General features: G+C 62.7%; 18 protein-coding genes. 6 read left to right on the top strand and 12 right to left on the bottom strand.

Annotated elements, in window-relative coordinates; genetic code table 11:
* Positions 1–35 precede the first annotated feature (35 nt).
* The 5 genes from AB6Q56_RS10520 to AB6Q56_RS10500 all read right to left on the bottom strand — a co-directional run bounded on the left by AB6Q56_RS10520 (position 36) and on the right by AB6Q56_RS10500 (position 5,033).
* On the bottom strand, positions 36–1,490 hold the full coding sequence (locus AB6Q56_RS10520; RefSeq protein WP_434516993.1) for a TolC family protein: 1,455 nt from the start codon (positions 1,488–1,490) through the stop codon (positions 36–38).
* Entirely contained in the window at positions 1,487–2,428 is a 942-nt protein-coding gene (locus AB6Q56_RS10515) for an HlyD family secretion protein (protein WP_434516992.1), read from the bottom strand. Before AB6Q56_RS10515 ends, AB6Q56_RS10520 begins: the two co-directional genes overlap by 4 nt.
* On the bottom strand, positions 2,425–3,171 hold the full coding sequence (locus AB6Q56_RS10510) for an ABC transporter ATP-binding protein (RefSeq protein WP_434516991.1): 747 nt from the start codon (positions 3,169–3,171) through the stop codon (positions 2,425–2,427). Before AB6Q56_RS10510 ends, AB6Q56_RS10515 begins: the two co-directional genes overlap by 4 nt.
* A gap of 10 nt (positions 3,172–3,181) precedes the next feature.
* A complete protein-coding gene (locus tag AB6Q56_RS10505) occupies positions 3,182–4,303 on the bottom strand; it encodes an ABC transporter permease (protein ID WP_434516990.1) in 1,122 nt (373 codons plus the stop codon).
* 136 nt (positions 4,304–4,439) lie between these two features.
* Positions 4,440–5,033 (bottom strand): TetR/AcrR family transcriptional regulator, encoded by a 594-nt coding sequence (locus AB6Q56_RS10500; protein ID WP_434516989.1) that lies wholly within the window; start codon positions 5,031–5,033, stop codon positions 4,440–4,442.
* Between the two features lie 287 nt (positions 5,034–5,320).
* On the opposite strand from AB6Q56_RS10500, the gene AB6Q56_RS10495 reads away from it, so the two are divergent.
* From AB6Q56_RS10495 to AB6Q56_RS10470, 6 genes are all read left to right on the top strand, one after another.
* Positions 5,321–6,994: a cytochrome D1 domain-containing protein gene (locus AB6Q56_RS10495; RefSeq protein WP_434516988.1), complete on the top strand. Its 1,674-nt coding sequence runs from the start codon at positions 5,321–5,323 to the stop codon at positions 6,992–6,994.
* Between the two features lie 514 nt (positions 6,995–7,508).
* Positions 7,509–8,213, top strand: a complete 705-nt coding sequence (locus AB6Q56_RS10490) for a Crp/Fnr family transcriptional regulator (protein ID WP_434516987.1) — start codon at positions 7,509–7,511, stop codon at positions 8,211–8,213.
* A gap of 47 nt (positions 8,214–8,260) precedes the next feature.
* A complete protein-coding gene (locus AB6Q56_RS10485; RefSeq protein ID WP_434516986.1) occupies positions 8,261–9,673 on the top strand; it encodes a PLP-dependent aminotransferase family protein in 1,413 nt (470 codons plus the stop codon).
* Positions 9,674–9,767: 94 nt separating this feature from the next.
* Positions 9,768–11,159, top strand: a complete 1,392-nt coding sequence (gene ccoG / locus AB6Q56_RS10480) for a cytochrome c oxidase accessory protein CcoG (protein ID WP_434516985.1) — start codon at positions 9,768–9,770, stop codon at positions 11,157–11,159.
* A gap of 23 nt (positions 11,160–11,182) precedes the next feature.
* Positions 11,183–12,856 (top strand): nitrite/sulfite reductase, encoded by a 1,674-nt coding sequence (locus AB6Q56_RS10475; protein WP_434516984.1) that lies wholly within the window; start codon positions 11,183–11,185, stop codon positions 12,854–12,856.
* On the top strand, positions 12,840–13,328 hold the full coding sequence (locus AB6Q56_RS10470; RefSeq protein ID WP_434516983.1) for a DUF934 domain-containing protein: 489 nt from the start codon (positions 12,840–12,842) through the stop codon (positions 13,326–13,328). Before AB6Q56_RS10475 ends, AB6Q56_RS10470 begins: the two co-directional genes overlap by 17 nt.
* Positions 13,329–13,346: 18 nt before the next feature.
* Here AB6Q56_RS10470 and AB6Q56_RS10465 read toward each other — a convergent pair whose 3' ends face one another.
* The 7 genes from AB6Q56_RS10465 to AB6Q56_RS10435 form a co-directional block, all read right to left on the bottom strand.
* The gene (locus AB6Q56_RS10465) at positions 13,347–13,655 is read right to left on the bottom strand and encodes a hypothetical protein (RefSeq protein WP_434516982.1); all 309 of its coding nucleotides are present in this window, start codon (positions 13,653–13,655) and stop codon (positions 13,347–13,349) included.
* Positions 13,656–13,657: 2 nt separating this feature from the next.
* Positions 13,658–14,263 carry a cytochrome c oxidase subunit 3 family protein gene (locus AB6Q56_RS10460; RefSeq protein ID WP_434516981.1) on the bottom strand — a complete coding sequence of 202 codons (606 nt, stop codon included), beginning with the start codon at positions 14,261–14,263 and terminating at the stop codon, positions 13,658–13,660.
* 143 nt (positions 14,264–14,406) lie between these two features.
* Positions 14,407–15,285 (bottom strand): DMT family transporter, encoded by an 879-nt coding sequence (locus tag AB6Q56_RS10455; protein ID WP_434516980.1) that lies wholly within the window; start codon positions 15,283–15,285, stop codon positions 14,407–14,409.
* A 295-nt stretch (positions 15,286–15,580) separates the two neighbouring features.
* The gene (locus tag AB6Q56_RS10450) at positions 15,581–17,398 is read right to left on the bottom strand and encodes a DEAD/DEAH box helicase (protein WP_434516979.1); all 1,818 of its coding nucleotides are present in this window, start codon (positions 17,396–17,398) and stop codon (positions 15,581–15,583) included.
* 199 nt (positions 17,399–17,597) lie between these two features.
* On the bottom strand, positions 17,598–18,389 hold the full coding sequence (locus AB6Q56_RS10445) for a ferritin-like domain-containing protein (RefSeq protein ID WP_434516978.1): 792 nt from the start codon (positions 18,387–18,389) through the stop codon (positions 17,598–17,600).
* Positions 18,389–19,426: an NADP(H)-dependent aldo-keto reductase gene (locus tag AB6Q56_RS10440; protein ID WP_434517151.1), complete on the bottom strand. Its 1,038-nt coding sequence runs from the start codon at positions 19,424–19,426 to the stop codon at positions 18,389–18,391. The genes AB6Q56_RS10445 and AB6Q56_RS10440 overlap by 1 nt, the downstream gene beginning before the upstream one ends.
* A gap of 24 nt (positions 19,427–19,450) precedes the next feature.
* A complete protein-coding gene (locus tag AB6Q56_RS10435; RefSeq protein ID WP_434516977.1) occupies positions 19,451–19,783 on the bottom strand; it encodes a hypothetical protein in 333 nt (110 codons plus the stop codon).
* Positions 19,784–19,809: the final 26 nt, after the last annotated feature.

Genomic DNA, 19,809 nt, shown 5'->3' with positions numbered 1-19,809 from the left:
GTTTGTTGTGTTGTGACGTTTCGATCAAGGGGCGTTCATTCGCCCAGGGCATGACGACTGGCCGCCCATGCCGCGAGATGGTCGCGGCGTGTCGAGCGGAGCAGGGTCTCGTGTTCCAGGGTTTGCAATTCGGTGGACAGTAGCGCACCCCGGCCGTGGCGTCCGCCGACCTTGGCTTGCCGGGCGCTCGCCAAGGCGTTTTGCAGGCGGCCCTGCTGCCGGTTTTGGGCGGCGAGCCGCGTTTCGCTGGCGGCCAACCGGGATAGCGCGCTTTCGACTTCGGCCAGGGCCGTGTAAACCTGCCGTCGCCACGCTGCTTCGGCCATCTCGCTGGCGGCCTGCGCCCCGGCGTGGCGGGCGGCGTTGCGACCGCCGTCGAGCAAGGGGCCGCCGAGCGCGCCACCCACCAACCAGGCCAGTGCTTCGCCGCGCAACCAGCGCTGCAGGCTGTCGCTGATAAAGCCCAGGCTCCCGGTCAGGGTCAGGGCCGGGTAGCGTTCAAGGCGTATCCGCTCGGCGTCGATTCGACTGGCCTCCCGCAGTTTGTCGGCGGCGGCGATATCGGGGCGTCGTGACAACAGGCTGGCCGGCAGGTTGGCGGGCAGGGCAGGCAATGGGATGTCGTCGGCAAAGTAGGTTGCCTCGGCATCGTGCAGCTCGCGCGGCAAGCCTGCCGTCTCCTCGCCAAGCAGTTGGGCGAGGCGGGCCAGCGCATGGCGCCGGCTCGCCTCGTATTCGGCGATATCCTGGCGAATGGCGTCGGTTGCATGGGCTGCTTCACGGGTTCGCGACGGTGCATCGATACCGGATTCGACGCGGGCTGACGTGGCGCTCAGCAGCGTTTCCTGCAGTAGGAGGGCGCGTCGGGCCAGCGCCAGCAAATCGTACGCCAGCCGGAAATCCGCGTAGGCGGCGATCACTTCGTGGCGGACGCTCAAGCGCACGGCACGCCATTCTGCCTCGCCGGCGGCAAGCAAGGCTTCGGCGCTGGCGGCACGAAGCTGCTGGCGGCCGAAGAGGTCGATTTCATAACCGGCGCTCAAGTGGGTGTCGAACAACTGGCTACGGTAGGCGGGAATGCGGTGGCGATTGCCGTCGCCATCGCGCATGCTGCTCTCCGGCAGGCGTTTGCGCTCGGCGTTCAGGCCGCCATGTAGCCATGGTCGGCGGTCGGCGGCGGCCAGCGCCCGTTCGGCCTCGGCTTGACGCAGGCGGGCGTTGGCCAGTTCAATATCGGCATTGTTCCTGTCGGCCCAAGCCAGAAGCTCCCGTAGCAGCGGGTCGTGAGGAAGCTCGCCGTCGAGGCTGTGGCGTGGCACTCCCGTTTGCATCTCCGGCTTTTTTGCGCCGGTTTCGCGCGGGCTTTCGGCGAGGGCGGGAGGGGCTGCTGGCGGGATGCCCGGTGTTGCCGGCTCGGCGCTTGTCGGGCCGTTCGCCAGCAGTCCCAGCACCAGCAGCCAGCGCCATCGATGGGTGTGGCAAGCGGTCATGGCTTTCCTCCTTCCGCCGATGTGAGGTGATCATTGCGGGCAAAGCGCGCGATCACCCGCTGTCCGATCAAGGCTTCCCGGGCTTCGATGCTGACCACCACCTCGACAACGCGGTTGTCCTGCCGTTCGCCGGGATCGTCGCCAGGGCTCCGTTGGGCGACCAGGTGACCAATGCGCAGCACGCTGCCGGACCAATGACGGCTGTTGTCCGCATCAAGCACGACATCGACGGACTGACCGACGAATATGCCCGGGAGCGCATGCTCTTCAACTTCGATGCGGGCGATGCGCGGCACGTCTGGGACGAAGACAAAAAGCGGTGTGACGTTGAGCGTGCTGACGCCATTTCCCGGCCGAGCGGTGCGTTGGGCAATCAGTCCGGAGAGGGGGGCGACGATACGCCGCTCGTCGATTTCGCGTTCCCCCAGCGCCACGCGCGCCTGCGCGGCGGTCAAGGCCGCGTCGGCAGCGCGTAGTGCCGATGTTGCCGAGGCCAGCCGGTCGGCGGCGAGGTCGATTTCCTGCTGGGCGATGTCCTCGTTGCCGATCAGGCTCTGCAAGCGTCTGGATTCGCGCTCGGCGGCTTGCAGTTCGACCTTGGCTTTCTGGCGCTCGGCAGCCGATTGCAGGCTTTCCGCCTTGGCGAATTCGACGTGACGGCGGGCGGTTTCGAAGTCGAGTTCGGCGAGCACCTGGCCGGCGGAAACGCGCTCGCCTTCCTCGACCAGAACCCGGGCGACAATGCCGTCGCGGCGGGCGGCCAGGCGGATGACGCCGCCTTCGATATCGATGCGCCCCTTGCCGCTGGCAATCCACGGGGCGGGGGCATTGCTCGCCCCATCGTCGGGCTTTGAGCAGGCGTCCAGCAGGGTGACGGCAAACAGGGCCATGAGCAGCCGGGATGCCCCAGCGGAGCGGATTTTCTGAAACAGCGTCATGGTGATTCTCCTTGTGTGTCGGCGCCGATGTCCGCCCCTTGGCGGTCGGCGAGGATGCTCCCGTCTTCCAGCGTGATGACCCGATCGGCGTGGGAAAGCAGGCGCGGGTCGTGGGTGACGCCAAGTACCGTGGCACGGTGCCGGTGGGCAATGTCTTTCAGCAGGTCGATGACGATCTGGCCGTTGTGTTTGTCGAGCGCCGAGGTTGGCTCGTCGGCAAAAATGAAGCGCGGTTCCTTGACCAGCGCCCGCGAAATGGCCACCCGCTGCTTTTCGCCACCAGAAAGTTCGCCGGGGCGGAGATGGGCGCGTGCCGCCAGGCCGACCTCGTCGAGTGCCTGCAAGGCCCGCCGCGTTGCCGCTTCCTTGTCGATGCCGAGGTATTGCAGGGGCAGGATCACGTTCTGCAAGGCGGTCAGCGCATTGAACAGGTTGAATCCCTGGAAGATGTAACCGCAGTATTGCAAGCGAAAGCGATCCAGTTCGCTTTCGCTGAGCGCCCAGATATCCTGGCCGAAGGCCGCGAAGTGGCCGGCATCCGGGCGCAGCAAGCCGGAGAGCATCGACAGCAGCGTGCTTTTCCCCGAGCCGGAAGGGCCGACGATCAAGGTTAGTTCGCCGGGGTGGATGGCGAGGGTGATGTCGCGAATCACCGTCTGCGTAATGCTGCCTACCGTGAAGGATTTGGCGGCGCCGATACAGCACAGGCTGGCGGCAGGGCGTTCGGGGTGGGCGTTGGTCATGGCTTGCTCCTTAGCGCAGCAGGGTTGCCGGATCGGCGGCATCCAGCGGGCGGAGCGCGAGCAGGCCGGAAACGATGGCGATCAGCAACATCAGGCCGGCTACCCCGCCCAGCATCCAGCCGGGAAAGCGCATCTCAACCCGCGCCAGATCACCAAGGACGGCCAGGGCAAGACTAAGAATCCCGGCGACCAGGAGTCCGGCAAGCCCGATCCACAAGGCTTGCTCGATGACGACCCGGCGCAGCGCGGCGCGCGTCACCCCGAGGGCGCGCAAGGCGGCGAACTCCTTGATCGAGGCCAGTATCGCCGCCGACAGGGTCTGGCTGGTGATGACCATGCCGACGATCAGGGCGAGCAGCGATGCGAAGGCGGTTCCGGTTCCGGCGCCGGTTTCGAACAACCAGTAGCTCTGCGAACGTCCGGCCAGTTCGGCGGACTGCCATACCTGATGGCGCGGAAAACGGGCATCGTCCCGGAGCGCCTCGCTCACCCGTGCCGGATCGCTTCCGGGGCGCAGTGTCACCACCATGAAGGTCGGGGCGAGGGTGTTCTCAGGGGCCAGGCGGCGGGCAGTGAGCAGCGAGCTCAGGATGTTGACGCCGCCAATGGCGCGTATTCCCACGACAACGCCGGCCAAACGCACCCGGTGGCCGTTGATCTCGATCGTTTCACCCACTGCGATGCGCAGCTTCGGCAAATCGGCGGCATCGACCAGGATGTTGTCCGGCTCGGCCAGGGCCGCTCGCTGCCCAGGAGTCAGCAGCTTGGCGTACACCGACCCCTGCGGGCGCGCATCGATGCCGTTGATGAGGACCGACAGCGGCGCCCCGTCGGCGCGACGCAGGTCGCCGTATGCCGTCAGGTAGGGTTCGATCCGCTCGACATCCGGATGGCGCCATGCCGGCGCATCGGCAAAACGATGCAGGGGGCGCCCCAGGTCGACGCTGGGCGTGTTGCGAAAGCCGATCCACAAATCGCCGCGCGATTGTTCGACCACTGCCGAGACCGTGCCGAACATGCCGAGCAGCAAGGCCAGTTGCACCACCAGCAACAATCCCGCGAAGGTCAGCGCCAATACCGCAGCGAGATAGCGCCGCCATTCGTGGACCAGGTTGGCGCGGGCAAGCGACACGGTTTGGACTGGCGGTTGCCGGGGGGCGCCAGTGGGGTGTTGTTCGGGCGATGGTTTCCGTGATAATAAACGGAGTAGTCCGTCGCTAAACTCGGCAAGTTTTTGCGCGATGCGCGGGCGATCGGGCATGGGGGCCTCAGTTCAGGAAATAAATGCGGAACAGCCTGGCCAGCGTCGATGCAACGGCTGCCCGGCCTGCGGTCAGGCCGATCTCGCGGTCGATGATCAGGCCGCCGATGAGCGCACACAGCAGGTGGGCAGCGCCTTCGCAAGGTAGTGCGGGGTGAATCCAGCCTTCCCGCTGGCCGCGCAAGAACTCCTGCGTCAGCGTTTCACGCAGTTCGGCTTCGAAGCCGATAATCCGCTCGCGCCATTCGGGGTCGCGCAGCAACTCAAGCCAACTGTCGCTGCCCAGGTCGTATTCGGTTGGTGCCAGTAATTCGTTCAGCGCGCTTTCATCAAGTTGTGACAGCCACTGCACCCCCTCGCGGGTTGCCAGCAGGCGAATCTGCGACTGGTAATGGGTGTATTCGCGGGTGGCGATCTCCAGAATCACTTCGCGCTTGCTGGCGAAATGACGAAATACCGTTCCCGAGCTGAGGCCGGCTTCGGCGCAGATGTCCTCGGTGCGGGCGGCATGGAAGCCTTTGCGCTTGAAGACGCGGGCGGCAGCCAGAAGAATGTCCTCGCGGCGTTGTGCATGCAGTTGTTCGTCTTTGGGTCGGGACATAATGTTATGAGATGGAGTAGTTAGTCGCATTATTTATCAGCCAGGCCCACACTGTCAAACGCTATAACAAGACTGCTGCACGGGGCAGCTACGAAGCCGCTGTCTCGTACTTTGCCACTTTCGGGAAAAGCCTTGCCGTTTCAACTGTTCCCGTCGAAAACCGCACGAACTGTTAGCAATGCTGGCGTCGGGGCGGTGATCCAATGCGTCGCATAACAGAGGCACATTCGATGCTTCGGCAAGGGAAACCAACAGTCCTGTGTTTTTTCAACGAAAAGGGACGGAAGATGTTCAAGTACTTGGTCAAGGGGGCGGGGTTTCTGGCGCTTTCATTCATGGCATCGACGACGTTTGCAGCCGATGCGCCGACATTGTCACCGGAAGCAAAAAGCGCCAGCGGCAATATCTATTTCGAGCGTTGTGCCGGTTGCCACGGCATGTTGCGCAAGGGAGCGACGGGTAAAAACCTCGAACCCGCCTGGTCGCGCAAGGATGCCGATGGTCAGCTGAGCGAAGGGGGAACGCTGAAACTTGGTTCGTCCCGCCTGGAGAAGATCATCGGCTACGGCACCGAGGGCGGCATGCCGAACTTCGACGACATCCTGTCAAAGGACGAAATCAAGAACATGGCCGCCTATATCCAGATGCCGCCCGATGCGCCGCCGGAGTGGAGCCTGAAGGATATTCGCGGGACGTGGAAGCTGCACGTGCCGGTCGACCAGCGGCCGACGCGCAAGATGAACAACGTCAACCTCAATAACGTTTTCTCGGTCACGCTGCGCGATGCCGGGGAGGTGGCGTTGATCGATGGCGATACCAAGCAGATCTGGGGCGTCGTCAAGACCGGGTACGCGGTACATATTTCGCGCTTGTCGCTGTCCGGTCGCTATATCCACGTCGTCGGCCGCGATGGACGCCTGGACATGATCGACCTGTGGTTCGAGAAGCCGACGGTCGTCGCTACGGTCAAGGCCGGTATGGAGACGCGCTCGGTCGAAACCTCGAAGGCCAAGGGCTTCGAGGACAAGTATGTGATCGTCGGCTCCTACTGGCCGCCGCAGTACACCATTCTGGACGGCATGACGCTGGAGCCGCTGAAGAATGTGTCGACCCGCGGCGTGACGGTGGATGGCGACTATCATCAGGAGCCGCGCGTGGCCTCCATCGTGGCCTCGACCACCAAGCCGGAATTCCTGGTCAGCGTCAAGGAAACCGGGATGGTCAAGATGGTGGACTACTCCGACCTGACCAACCTGAAGGAAACGACCATCAATACCGCCAAGTTCCTGCATGACGGCGGTTACGACGCAACCAAGCGCTATTTCCTGGTGGCGGCCAATGCGTCGAACAAGGTCGCCGTGGTCGACGTCAAGGAAGGCAAGTTCACCGCGCTGGTCGATACCGCCAAGATTCCACATCCCGGACGTGGCGCCAATATCGTGCATCCCAAGTATGGTCCTGTGTGGGCGACCTCCCATCTCGGTGCCGATGTGATCACGTTGATCGGCACCGACCCCGAGAAGCATCCGCAGTATGCCTGGAAGGTAGTTCAGGAGCTCAAGAACCATGGCGCCAACTCGCTGTTCGTGAAGACCCATCCGAAATCCGACAACCTATGGGCCGATTCGCCGCTGAACCCGGACCCGAAGCTGGCCGGTTCGGTGACCGTCTATCGTGTCTCCGACTTGGGCAAGGCGGATCCGCAGCCCGAGGTGATCGACATCGCGGCGGCGGCCAACCTGGGCAAGACCAAGGGCATACAGCGGGTCGTCCAGGGCGAGTACAACCAGAATGGCGACGAAATCTGGTATTCGGTGTGGACAGGCAACAAGACGGAGCCGTCGGCCATCGTCGTGATTGACGACAAGACACGCAAGGTCAAGACGGTGATCAAGGACAAGCGATTAGTCACCCCGACCGGCAAGTTCAACGTCTTCAATACACAGCACGATGTCTATTGATTGACGGGAAGGAAAGCCAAAGCCCCGCTCTGCAGCGGGGCTTTTTGTTTTTGGATCAGTACCTCGGGCATGGTTTTCGGTGCGATTGGCTGTGCTGGTCGAAAAGTGTTTCAGCTGTAACTGTGTGCAGCAAATAGGCGTTCGTCTGTTACCGGAGCGGACTTCCTCCGCGTGTTCTACTGGCGGTCGGGGCTGCCTGGTGCAAGCAGAAAGGCCCTGGAAAACCTGGCTGCCAAAGGCCCGGTTTGCAAGCAGTTCGGTCGGAGGGTGTGCTCCCCCAAAACCTCTCCTGGCACACCCTCCGATTTTTTATTTCGCCCTGCCGGCCATGAACGTGAAAAGCAATTGCTATCCATCCACGCCGTTGGCGGCACAGACAGCATTGCCGGAGCACTGTTCCTGTTGGAATCGTCGGTGACTGTAACTGTTTTTGTATCCCGCGTTCTGGTGTACTGCCCGGTATTGCGAAAGCAGCCCCGGATTTCCGGGGGGGGCTCGGCGTGCGGGGGGGAGGATGACCGAACAGCAGTGCAAGGAAATGGAGGAGTGCATCGCGTCGTTCCAGGCGCGTTTCCCCTTGGAGGGTATCAGCCGGCAGGTCGTGCTTCGAAATCGCTATGTATTTCATGCCGGGAACCCCGCCCAAGGCCTGTACCTGCTGATCGATGGTTTGGTCAAGGTATTCAAGGTGAGTCGTGCCGGAAACGAAAAAATTCTCCACGTCGCTGTGCGCGGGGATTTCCTGGCAGAGGTACCCGTCCTGCTGCAGCAGGGGTACGACACGACCGCGCAGGCCGCTTCGGATGCGGTGTTGTTCCATATTCCGGAACAGGCTGTCTTCGTGTTGCTGGTCGAGTCGCCGTTGCTCTCTCGGCGATTGCTGGGGGGCATGGCGCGCAAGGTACATGGTCTGATTCAGGACATCGAATCCAACTTCAAGGCCGGCCATGAGCGGGTTGCCGATTTTCTGCTCTCCCATGTGACGGAGGCGTCGCCGCGCCAGGCCTCACTGAGCGTCGTCCTGCCCATCACCAAGACGGACCTGGCCTCGTGGCTTGGGCTGACGCCCCAGCATTTTTCCAGGATTCTTCAGGACATGCGGCGAAAAGGGCTCATCGAAGTCGTCGGGCCGGCCATTCATGTTCCCTCGGTGGACAACCTGCAGAAGGGGTGCCTGCGCTTTGGTCGGGATGAATCGATGTCGAGGGCTGCCTGCTGAGGCATCATGCGGGTTCCGGCAAATATGATCGAGGGAGAGATGTAGGCATGGTGCGCTATCAGAGTCTTGCGTACGAAACGGAAAAGTTGATTGTCGATGGCGTATTGCGGCCAGGCGATCGCCTGCCTTCAGTTCGACAGGTGTGTCGGACGCACACCATCAGTCCGGTGACGGTGACACAGGCCTATTACCTGCTAGAGAGCCGAGGCTTGATCGAGGCCAGGCCAAAATCTGGATACTTCGTTCGCGCTCGCCTTGGACAGAACCTGAGCGAGCCGGAAATGAGCCATCCGGTGGGTAATTCGACATCGCTTCAGGTTAGCGACTTCATCTTCCAGATCCTGAACAGCGTCAAGGACCCGGCGGTCGTGCCCTTGGGGTCCAGCTTTCCCAGCCCCTTCCTATTCCCGTTCGACAAGCTCGGCCGTTTTCTCTGCCAGGCGGCGCGGCGCTTCGATCCGCTGTCAACGGTTACCGACTTGCCACCCGGCAACGAGGAATTGCGCCGCCAGATCGTGCTGCGCTACCTGTCGCGCGGCGCGGGCGTGGCGACCGACGAGGTGGTGGTCACCTCCGGCGCGATGGAGGGGATCAACCTGTGCCTGCAAGCCGTGACCCAGCCCGGCGATCTCATCGCCATCGAGTCGCCGACCTTCTACGCGGGGCTCCAGGCGAGTGAGCGGCTGGGCCTCAAGGTGATCGAGATTCCGTCGCATCCGCGCGAGGGGATCAGCATCCAGGCGCTGGAGGATGCGCTGCGCCACCATCCGATAAAAGCCTGCCTGCTGATGCTCAACTTTGGTAATCCGACCGGCAGCCTGGTCAGCGAGGAGCGCAAGCGCCATCTGATCGACTTGCTGGCCCGTCACGACGTGCCGTTGATCGAGGATGACGTTTATGGCGAACTGTATTTCGGCCCGCAGCCGCCGCTGTGTAGCAAGGTGGTAACCAGGGCCGATCATGTCATGCACATTTCGTCGTTTTCCAAGTGCCTGGCGCCTGGCTATCGCCTAGGTTGGGTCGCAGCGGGTCGCTACGCCGAGAAGATCGTGCGCCTTAAGCTGGCGACGACCCTGGCGACGACGACCCCGGTCCAGATTGCTGTCGCCGAATACCTCAAGCACGGCGGCTACGATCATCACTTGCGGCGCTTGCGGCAGCAACTCCAGCTACAGGAATCGATGTTGCTGGAAGGCGTCGAGCGTTTCTTTCCCGGCTCGACCCGCCTGGCCCGACCGGCTGGCGGCTACTTCGTGTGGCTGGAATTGCCGGAGTCCGTCGATGCGCTCAAGCTACACCGCATGGCGCTGGATCAGGGAATCAGCATCGCGCCAGGGCCGATCTTTTCAGCGAAGAAGGAATTCGCCAACTGCATTCGCCTCAATTTCGGCCACCCGCAAACCGAAGTGATGCAGCGGGCCGTCGCCACGCTCGGTCATCTGGTATCGACGCTATCCTGATATCTGTGTCTATTTGAAATTGAATTAGCTGCATCTGTTATCGATCAGGCCCCGGTGATTTACTGATGTCCAGTCATCAAACTAGGGAAACGACATGGACAGGCCGGTCAGCAAGGTTCGCGAAGCGAAGCTCGAACTCTATCGAAAGAAAGGGAAAATCCACGCCAAGGCGGTAGCGGGGCGCTTCAACACGCTGCGCTGGGGCATGGTATGGCTGACCCAGGCCATTTTCTACGGTTTGTGCTGGGTCAATTGGGATACTGCCGGTTCGGTTCGGCAGGCGGTGTTATTCGATATTGCCCACGAAAAATTCTATCTGTTCGGCCTGGTGCTCTGGCCGCAGGATGCGCTCTTGCTGGCGCTGGTGCTGATCATCGCGGCGACGGCGCTCTTTCTGGTCACCGCCCTTGCTGGGCGCCTGTTTTGCGGGTTTGCCTGCCCGCAGACCGTTTATACCAGCATCTTCACCTGGATAGAGGCGAAGGTCGAGGGTGACCATCTGGCGCGCCTGCGCCTCGATGCCGGTCCGCTGACGCCGCGCAAGCTGCTGCTCAAGACAGCAAAGCACGGTATCTGGGCCATCGTTGCCCTATGGACGGCGGTGACCTTCGTCGGTTACTTCACCCCGATCCGGGAGTTGCTGCCTAGCATTTGGGCGCTGAATACCGGCCCTTGGGAGGCGTTCTGGCTGATCTTCTACGCTGCTTTCACCTATGTCCAGGCTGGCCTGTCCCGCGAGGCGGTCTGCCAGCACATGTGCCCCTATTCGCGTTTCCAGGGCGTGATGTTCGATCCGGCGACGAGCAACGTGGCCTACGACCGCCAGCGCGGCGAACCGCGCAGCAGCCGGCGCCAGGCCGGGACAACCGGGGACTGCGTCGATTGCGGGATCTGCGTTCAGGTTTGCCCCACCGGCATCGACATTCGCGACGGCTTGCAGTATCAGTGCATCAATTGCGGGCTGTGCATCGATGCCTGCGATCAGGTCATGGACAAGATCGGCGTTCCGCGCGGCCTGATCCGCTTCTCTTCGGAAACGGCGCTGGTCGCTCCGGAAAAACACCGGCCGTGGTACGTCCGGCCGCGTATCGGCGCGTATGCGCTGCTGTTGCTGCTTTTCTGCGGCATCGGCGCGTGGACCCTGGACCAGCGCTCGCTGTTGCTGGTCGATGTGTTGCGTGACCGCGGCGCCTTGTTGCGGGAAACGACAGAAGGGGAGATTGAGAACGCCTATACCCTGAAGCTGATGAATCTCGCTGAGGTGCCGCGTGAGTTCGTTGTTCGCGTCTCCGGGGTACCGGGCGCCCGGATCGTCGGTGACGCGCGTTTCAGCGCCGAGCCGGGCAGTATCCGGCCGGTGTCGCTGACCGTATCGGCTCCAGCCGACAGCGGCTTGTCCGGCATCCAGCCGGTGACTTTTTCCATCGAAGCTGCCGACGACCCTGCCATCAGGGTCGTCGAAAAAAGCAGTTTCGCCTTGCCGTAATTTTCCTCGCCCCAACATTCGCCATGTACATCTACAACCCCATCGATCAACGCCTGGTGGATGACCGGGTGGCCTTGTTTCGCGACCAGACGCGGCGCTTCCTGAACGGCAGCTTGAGCGAGGATGACTTCCGCCCGCTGCGTCTGCAGAACGGGCTCTATGTCCAGCGCCAGTCGCCGATGCTGCGCGTGGCCATTCCCTACGGCACCCTCTCCAGTCAGCAGATGCGGGCGCTGGCCAGGATCGCCCGGACCTGGGATCGGGGCTACGGCCATTTCACTACCCGCTGCAACATCCAGTTCAACTGGGTTCGCCTGGCCGAGGTGCCCGACATCCTGGCCGAGCTGGCCAAGGTACAGATGCATGCCATCCAGACCTCGGGCAACTGCATCCGCAACGTCACCACCGATCCGTTCGCCGGGGTGGCTGAAGACGAGGTCTTCGATCCGCGGCCCTACTGCGAAATCATTCGCCAGTGGTCGACGCTGGCACCGGAATTCCTGTTCCTGCCTCGTAAGTTCAAAATAGCCATCGCTGGCGGCGCGGAAGACAGGGCAGCCGTGCGTTTTCACGACATCGGCGCGCTGGCCGGACGCGATGCCGACGGCCGGCCGGGGTTCGCAATCCATGTCGGCGGTGGCCTCGGGCGGACACCAATGGTCGGGCAGTGCATCAAGCCCTTCCTGCCGCGCGCCGAACTGATCAATTACCTTGAGGCCATCCTCCGGGTCTACAACCGCTACGGCCGGCGCGACAATAAATACAAGGCGCGCATCAAGATACTGGTCAAGGACCTGGGCCTCGCAGAATTCGCCAAGGCGGTCGAGAAGGAATGGGCTCACGAGATAAACGGGCCGAATACGATTTCCGAAGCCGGTTTTGCTGCCATGGAAGCCTTTTTCAGCGACCCGCCTCTACTCACGCGATCTCCATTCGACGCGGCCGATGCAGATGCACTGCGCAATAACCGCACCTATGCGCGCTGGGTGGCGCGCAACGTGGCGATGCATAGCCAGCCCGGCTATCGGATCGTTACCCTCACACTGAAGAAAACTGGCATGCCACCGGGAGATGCCACTGCCGATCAGATGGATCTCGTTGCGGAACTGGCTGAGCGCTTCAGCGCCGGGGAGGTTCGGGTCACGCATGCGCAGAATCTGCTTCTGCCCTACGTTGCCCGGGGGAATCTGTTCGCCCTGTGGGCCGTCGCCAGCGCCCATGGCCTGGCCACCCCCAATGCGGGCTTGCTGAGCGATATCGTGTGCTGCCCCGGCGGCGATTTCTGCTCCCTGGCCAACGCCCGGTCCATCCCGGTCGCCAAGGCCATCCAGGAACGGTTCGACAAACTCGATTACCTCTTCGACCTCGGGCCGCTGGCGCTGAATATCTCGGGTTGCGTCAATGCCTGCAGCCACCACCATATCGGGCACATCGGAATTCTCGGCGTCGATAAGAACAACGAGGCGTGGTACCAGATCACCCTCGGCGGCCGTGCCGGGAATCGTTCGCATATCGGCCGGGTCATTGGTCCCGCGTTTGCCGCAGCCGACATTCCGGATACCGTCCAGTCCCTGCTCGAGACCTACATCCGGCTGCGCCACGACGAGGAGCCGTTTATCGACACCGTCGAACGTGTCGGCCTGGGGCCGTTCAAGATTGCCGTGTATGGCGGAGGCGCCCATGAAGCGAATCATTAAGGATGGCGCGATCGTCGAAGATGCCTGGGAGACCCTGGCGACGCCGGATGTCGCGTCCGCCATGTTCCTGGGCAAGGGCGTAAAGGCCATTCTGCCCCTGGCAATTTACCTGGCCCAGGTTGCCGCTCTTGCGGACAGCCAGGCCTCCATCGGTGTCCTGCTCGGGCCGAACGACGATCCAGACGCACTGCTGCCTCATCTCAAGCGGCTGCCGCTGATAGCGGTCAATTTTCCAGCTTTTGCCGACGGCAGGGGCTATTCGACCGGCCGGCTATTGCGCTCGCGTTATGGCTTTGCCGGCGAATTGCGCGCGGTCGGCGACGTCTTGCGCGACCAGTTGTACTTCCTCGAGCGCTGCGGATTCAGCGCCTTTGTGTTGCGGGATGACCAAGACCTCGAGGCAGCCCTGACGGCTTTCGGCGACTATGCCTGGCAACCCGCCTGGCAGAACCATTCCCGCCTGCCGGGCTGACGTACCCGGGGGGCTTTCTCAGAGCGACGCAATGCGTGCAAACTCCTTGCCGAAGAAGGCCGTCAGCACCAGGGCAAGCGGTGTGAAAGCGACAAAGGCATGGGTGACGCGGCGAATGAAGGGGTGGGCAAGGCGTGTCTCGATGAAATGCCTGGCGATCAGGTCGCCCTTGATCCAGACGATGGCGGCAACCAGCAGTTGTAACCAGGCGTCACCGTGCAGGTACTCGCTGAGCAGGACGCTGATCAAGGTCAGACCAACCAGCGCCAGCCAGGTTTTTACCAGGGGAGTGTAGGCTGTCGATGGAGCGGTTTGGAGCGGACTCATGCTTACACCAGAACGTAGAAGAAGGGAAAGATGACCAGCCAGATGATGTCCGTGGCATGCCAGTAGCTGGCCAGCGCCTCCAGACCAGCGTAATCCTCGGCCGAGTAGCCGCCGGTTAGGTGGCGGGCCAGAACCCAGAGTATTCCCAGAATGCCCCAGGTGGCGTGCACCAGATGGTTGAAGGTGAGGTAATAGTAGACCGTGAAGAAAATGCCGGACTCGCCATTGATGCCGTGCGCCAGATTCCACTGGATCTCGAAATACTTGGCGACCGGGTAGCCGATCGCCAGCACCAGCCCTGCAATCAGCCAGTAGAGCGACTGCCTGCGCTTGTCGGCACGGATGGCAACCACTGAGCAGGCGATGAAAAAGCTGCTGGTCACCATCAACAAGGTGATGACGGTCCCCGCAAGCCGCGACAGTTTTTCGCTCCCTGCCTCGAAGGATTCGGGAAAGTGCGCCCGGGCGACGAAGTAGACGGCGAAGAGGACCAGGAATTCGACGAACTCGCAGGTGATGCCGACCCAGATGCCCTTGTTGCCGGGAATGCGCTCTGTGCTGCCGGTGGCTGGTGGCGTTTCGGGCAGGGGGATGGCGAGCGAACTCATGGCGACTCCATATGAATAGATGGTCGATTTTTCCCCTGTTTGGCGCGCGATAACAGATACAGCCGGGTTGAATTGGAATGGGCACAGTGCCGGCTGGCGCAGTTCGGTACTGTGCTGGGTAATGTGCCTTCGAATCCGGGGCTTCAGCTTCGTCGCCGGGCGGCGATCACCAGGGCGATGCCGCCAAGGATGGCCAACGAACCGAGCATCAGGCGCGGCGTGATTCCCTCGCCGAGAAAGACCACGCCACCCAGTGCGGCCAGTACCGGCACGCTGAGTTGCACTGTGGCGGCGTAAGTCGCTGTCAGTCCCGGCAGTGCTGCGTACCAGATGGCGTATCCGAGCCCCGATGCGAGGGCGCCCGATGCGACGGCATAGGCGATGCCCGGGCCGTCGGCAACGAGTGTGCTGGAGGTGACGGCGCTCAGGGCCAGGGCGAAGGGAATGGCCCGCAGAAAGTTTCCGGCGGTGGTTTCAGTGGCGTTTGCTGCGCCACGGCCACGCAGGGAATAAATACCCCAGGCAGCACCGGCGATCATCATTAGCGCGGCGCTGAATGGCGGCGGTGCGGTGAGTCCCGGCAGGAGCAGCCCGATCAGTCCGGAGACAGCGAGCAGGAGGCCGATGGTTTGTTGGGGGCGGAGACGTTCGCCTGACCAGAGGCCAAAACCGATCATGGTCAGCTGTACTGCCCCGAACAGCAAGAGCGCACCAACGGCTGCCGATAGTTGCAGGTAGGCATAGGAGAATCCAGCGGCATAGACGAAGAGGGCCAGAGCGGAGCGCCAGCTGCCTGATGGGAGGCGAGCGGTACGGCGTTGACGCCACCAGACAATGAGTAACAAGGTGATGGCACCGGAGATGATGCGCACACCCGTGAAGCTGGCGGCATCGATGCCTGTGCCACGCAGTGCAACACGACAGAACAGCGAGTTTGCGGCAAATGCCGTCAAGGCCAATGCAACGAGCAGGAAAAGACGGCCACCGTGCGGCGCTGTGTTGACTTGGGTGGATGGTTTCAAGGTTTGTCTCCAAAGTTTTTGTGTTTTTTCAAAACCTTATGGCGCGCTAACAGTAGCCGGTGAGAGCGATTTTGCCAAGGCGCGGGATGCCGGAAATAGCGCAAATAGCAACACGGTTTTGCCGTCGCAAAGCCTGATGGAGTCAGGCCTTGGCGGGATGCGGTGTCAGTCGTGGAACGGGCGCTTGCGCACCGAAAGAAGCATGAGAGCACATTTGTTTCGGGGCGATTGCTCCCAGATTCCGGGGAAAAAAAAGCCACGGCATGCCGTGGCTTTAGTTGACTGCTGTTGCGTCTCAGCGATCGAATTTCTTTTTCTTGAAACTGCGGTCGCCGTCGAATTTCCGCTCGCCGCCGAAACTGCCGCCCGGACGGCCTTCGTCCTGGCGCAGGTTGATCGGCACGCCGCGGATGCGGGTGCGCTTCAGCGCATTGGCGGCTTCGGCCGGCATGCCGGCAGGCAGCTCGACCGTGCTCGATTCTTCATAGAGACCGATGCGGCCGATGAAACGGCTTTCGATACCGGCTTCGTTGGCAATGGCGCCGACGATGTCGCGCACTTCGACGCCATGTTCACGGCCCACGTCGATGCGGTAGCGCACCATATCGCCGGCCGGTGCCGGACGCGGCGGGCGCTCGGAGCGCGGCGGACGATCCTCGAAGCGGGGGCGTTCGCCACGGTCTTCAAAGCGCGGACGCTCGCCGCGGTCCTCGAATCGCGGCCTGCGCTGCTCGCGCTCGCCGAAAACGCCCGGGCGGCTGTCGCGCGGGGCCGGTGCAGGGCGCGGGTCTTCGCCGGCGATCTGCAGCGGCTTGTTTTCCTGGGCCATCATGGCCAGCGCGGCGGCGACTTCCTCGGCGCCGACATTCTGCTCCTCGGCGATCTGCGAGACGATATTGGCGAAGAATTCCAGGCCTTCGGCGTTGAGCACCTCGGCGACCTTGGCCTTGAAGTCGGCGACGCGCTTGTTGGTCACGTCGGCGCGGCTGGGCAGGGTCAGCGGTGCGATCGGCTGGCGGGTGGCGCGCTCGATGGTGCGCAGCATGCGGATTTCGCGCGGCGCGACGAACAGGATGGCGTTGCCGTTGCGGCCGGCGCGGCCGGTGCGGCCGATACGGTGCACGTAGGCTTCGGTGTCGTACGGAATGTCGTAGTTGACCACGTGGCTGACGCGCGGCACGTCGATACCGCGGGCGGCGACGTCGGTGGCGATGACGATGTCCAGGGCGCCGGACTTCAACTGCTCGATGACGCGTTCGCGCATCTGCTGGTTAAGGTCGCCGTTCAGGGCAGCAGCAGCGTAGCCACGGGCGTTGAGCTTGTCGGCCAGTTCGACGGTGGCCGTCTTGGTGCGCACGAAGATGATGGCGGCGTCGAAATCGTCCTCGACTTCCAGAATGCGGGTCAGCGCATCCAGCTTGTGCATGCCGCTGACCTGCCAGTAAACCTGACGGATGGCGGCGACGGTGGCGGTGGCCGACTTGATCTTGATTTCACGCGGCTCGACCAGGTACTTCTGGGCGACGCGGCGAATCTGTTCCGGCATGGTGGCCGAGAACAGCGCGGTCTGGTGCTGTTCCGGGGTGCGTTCGAGAATCCATTCGACGTCGTCGATGAAGCCCATGCGCAGCATTTCGTCGGCTTCGTCGAGGACCATGGTCTTCAGGTGGTCGAGGTTCAGCGTCTTGCGCTCCAGATGGTCCATGACGCGACCCGGCGTACCGACGATGACATGGGCGCCGCGTGCCAGTTGCTTCAACTGGATGGTGTAGCTCTGGCCGCCGTAGATCGGCAGCACATGGAAGCCCGGCAGGTTCTTGGCGTAGCTTTGCAGCGCTTCGGCAACCTGGATGGCCAGTTCGCGCGTCGGCGTCAGGATCAGGGCCTGCGGCTTGACGGTCTTGACGTCGATGGTTTCCATCAGCGGCAGCGCGAAGGCGGCGGTCTTGCCGGTGCCGGTCTGCGCCATGCCCAGGATGTCGTGTCCGTCGAGCAGGATGGGAATGCACTGCGCCTGGATGGGGGAGGGGGTTTCGTAACCGATTTCGCTGAGCGTTTTGAGAAGCGACTCGCTCAAGCCGAGCTCGGCAAAGCTTTCGACGGATGTCGACATATGCTGTTTCCTTTCCTCGTCGCCCTGCGTGTTGTTATAACTGGCGACGGATTGGCCCGATGGTCGGGCGGCCTGGGTGACCCCGACGCAGCCATGCCGGGGAATGAATCAATGGGGTGAATCCTGCACAAGAACCTACAAAACCGGGGGCTGCTCGGAATGACTGCGGGCGAAACATCAACGCATTGAACTGATTATTCTACACTTTTTCCGCGAGGGCCGCCAGTTCGGCGGCGCTGAAGCCGGCTTGCAAGCGTGCCGATTCGTTCATCGGCAGGATCGGGCGAGGTGCTTTGAAGCTTTGCAACAGCTCGCGATAGGTGCTTTCCGGTTCGACACCGCGCTCGGCGCACAAGCGGCGGAACCATTGATCGCCGAGGCCAACGTGGCCGATTTCGTCACGCAGGATGATGTCCAGCACGCGGGCGCTGGCTTCGTCGCCGGCTTGTTCGAGGCGGCGCTGGATCGGTGGCGTCGCATCCAGGCCACGTGCCTCAAGCAGGCGGGGCACCAGCGCCATCCGGGCCAGTGGGTCGTCGGCGGTCTTCATCGCCATTTCCCAGAGCCCGGCGTGCGCCGGAAAATCGCCGTAGTCGTAGCCGAGGCTGTTCAGGCGTTCACGCAGGATGGTGAAGTGGTACGCCTCCTCGGCGGCGACGCCGATCCAGTCGGCGTAGTATTCCTCGGGCAGGCCACGGAAGCGGGCGGCGTGGTCGAGCGCCAGATTGATTGCCGAGAACTCGATATGCACGATGGCGTGCAGCAGCCGAGCGCGACCTTCTTCCGTCTGCGGGCTGCGTTGGGGAACCCGCTTGGGCGGGACGAGTTCCGGCTTGTCCGGAATGCCGCAGTGCAGTTCGACTTCGCCGGTGTCGCGCCAATCGAGGCGGGCGTTGGCCCAATCGTCGGCGAGCGAGGCTGTGAGCGCGAGTTTGCGGGCGATGTCGGTGGTGGCCAGTGCCTCGGCCAGTCGCAGGAAGAGGGATTCCATCAGGGGGCAGGGTTGGTGTATTGCAGGTGTATGGCGTCGATGGCCGCCAGGATTTCATCGGAAAGCGGCGTCAGCGTGGCGGGCAGGGTTTCCTGCAGTTGTGTCAGCGACGAGGCGCCGATGATGGTGCTGGCCACGAACCAGCGGGAGCGCACGAAGCCGAGCGCCAGTTGCGTCGGTGTCAGATCGTGCTGGCGAGCCAGCGCGGCATAGGCGGCAACCGCCGGGGCGACGTTGGGCTTGGTGTAACGCTGGCCGAAGAAGGGCCACTGGGTCAGGCGGCCGGGCGCCGCCGGATCGGCAAGGTATTTCCCGGTCAGGTGGCCGAAGGCGAGTGGCGAGTAGGCGAGCAGGCCGATTTGTTCGCGATGGGATATCTCGGCCAGACCAGTCTCGAAAGTCCGATTGAGCAAATGGTAGGCGTTCTGCGTCGACACGATGCGCGGCAAGCCCAATTCGTCGGCAAGGCGAACGAACTGCATCAGGCCCCAGGCGTGTTTGTTCGAAACACCGACATAACGTATCTTGCCCTCGCGCACCAGCTCGGCCAATGCCTCAAGCTGTTCGCGTATCGGCGTGCCCCCGCGCTCGGCCTTCGGGTCGAACTGCCATTGCCCGAACATCGGCTGGTTGCGTTCCGGCCAGTGGAGTTGGTAGAGGTCGATGTAATCGGTTTGCAAACGCCGCAGCGAGCCTTCGATGGCGGCGCGTATGTTGGTGCGGTCCATCGCTTGTGGGCCGTTGCGTATCCAGGTCAGGCTGCGTGCCGGACCGGCGATCTTGGTGGCCAGGATGATCTTGTCGCGTTGCTGGCGCTTGAGCCAGTTGCCGACGATGGTTTCGGTCGCCCCGTAGGTTTCAGCACGCGGTGGCACCGCATACATTTCGGCGGTGTCGATGAAATTGACGCCATGTGCCAGGGCGAAGTCGAGTTGCGCATGGGCGTCAGCCTCGCCGGTTTGCTCGCCGAAGGTCATCGTGCCCAGGCAGATTTCCGGGACGGTCAGCTCGGATTTGCCGAGGGCGCGATACTGAATCGTGGTCATGTATGTCTCCAATAATCAGGGTTGGCCGCAGAGGACGCCGTAAATCAGGATGGGGCGTTCGAAAACAGGATCGTAGCCGGCTGGGACGATTGCAAGATGGTGCTCGGTCGGGTCGTCGCAATGCTGGAGCACCCATTGACTGGCCGCTTCGAAGGCGTCGTCGAAGCTGGCGAACAGCGCGGCGAGCCCTTGAGTGCGTATGGGGAGCAGTTCACCCGTGCGGCGATCGAGGAGCAGGTCTGAGTCAAGCTGCTGGACCGCGTAGCCGGCCGGAGGGCGAGACAGCGGCAGCGCCGACAATTCGAAGCGGTCGCCGAAGGTGTCGGCAGATAGGTGGTTTCCGGACATGCTCCATTTTATATCCACCAATTGGT

The organism is Dechloromonas sp. ARDL1 (assembly GCF_051122455.1).
Taxonomy (GTDB): domain Bacteria; phylum Pseudomonadota; class Gammaproteobacteria; order Burkholderiales; family Rhodocyclaceae; genus Azonexus.
Note: the sequence above shows the minus strand (reverse complement) of the source record. Positions and strands in the feature narration are given on the sequence as shown.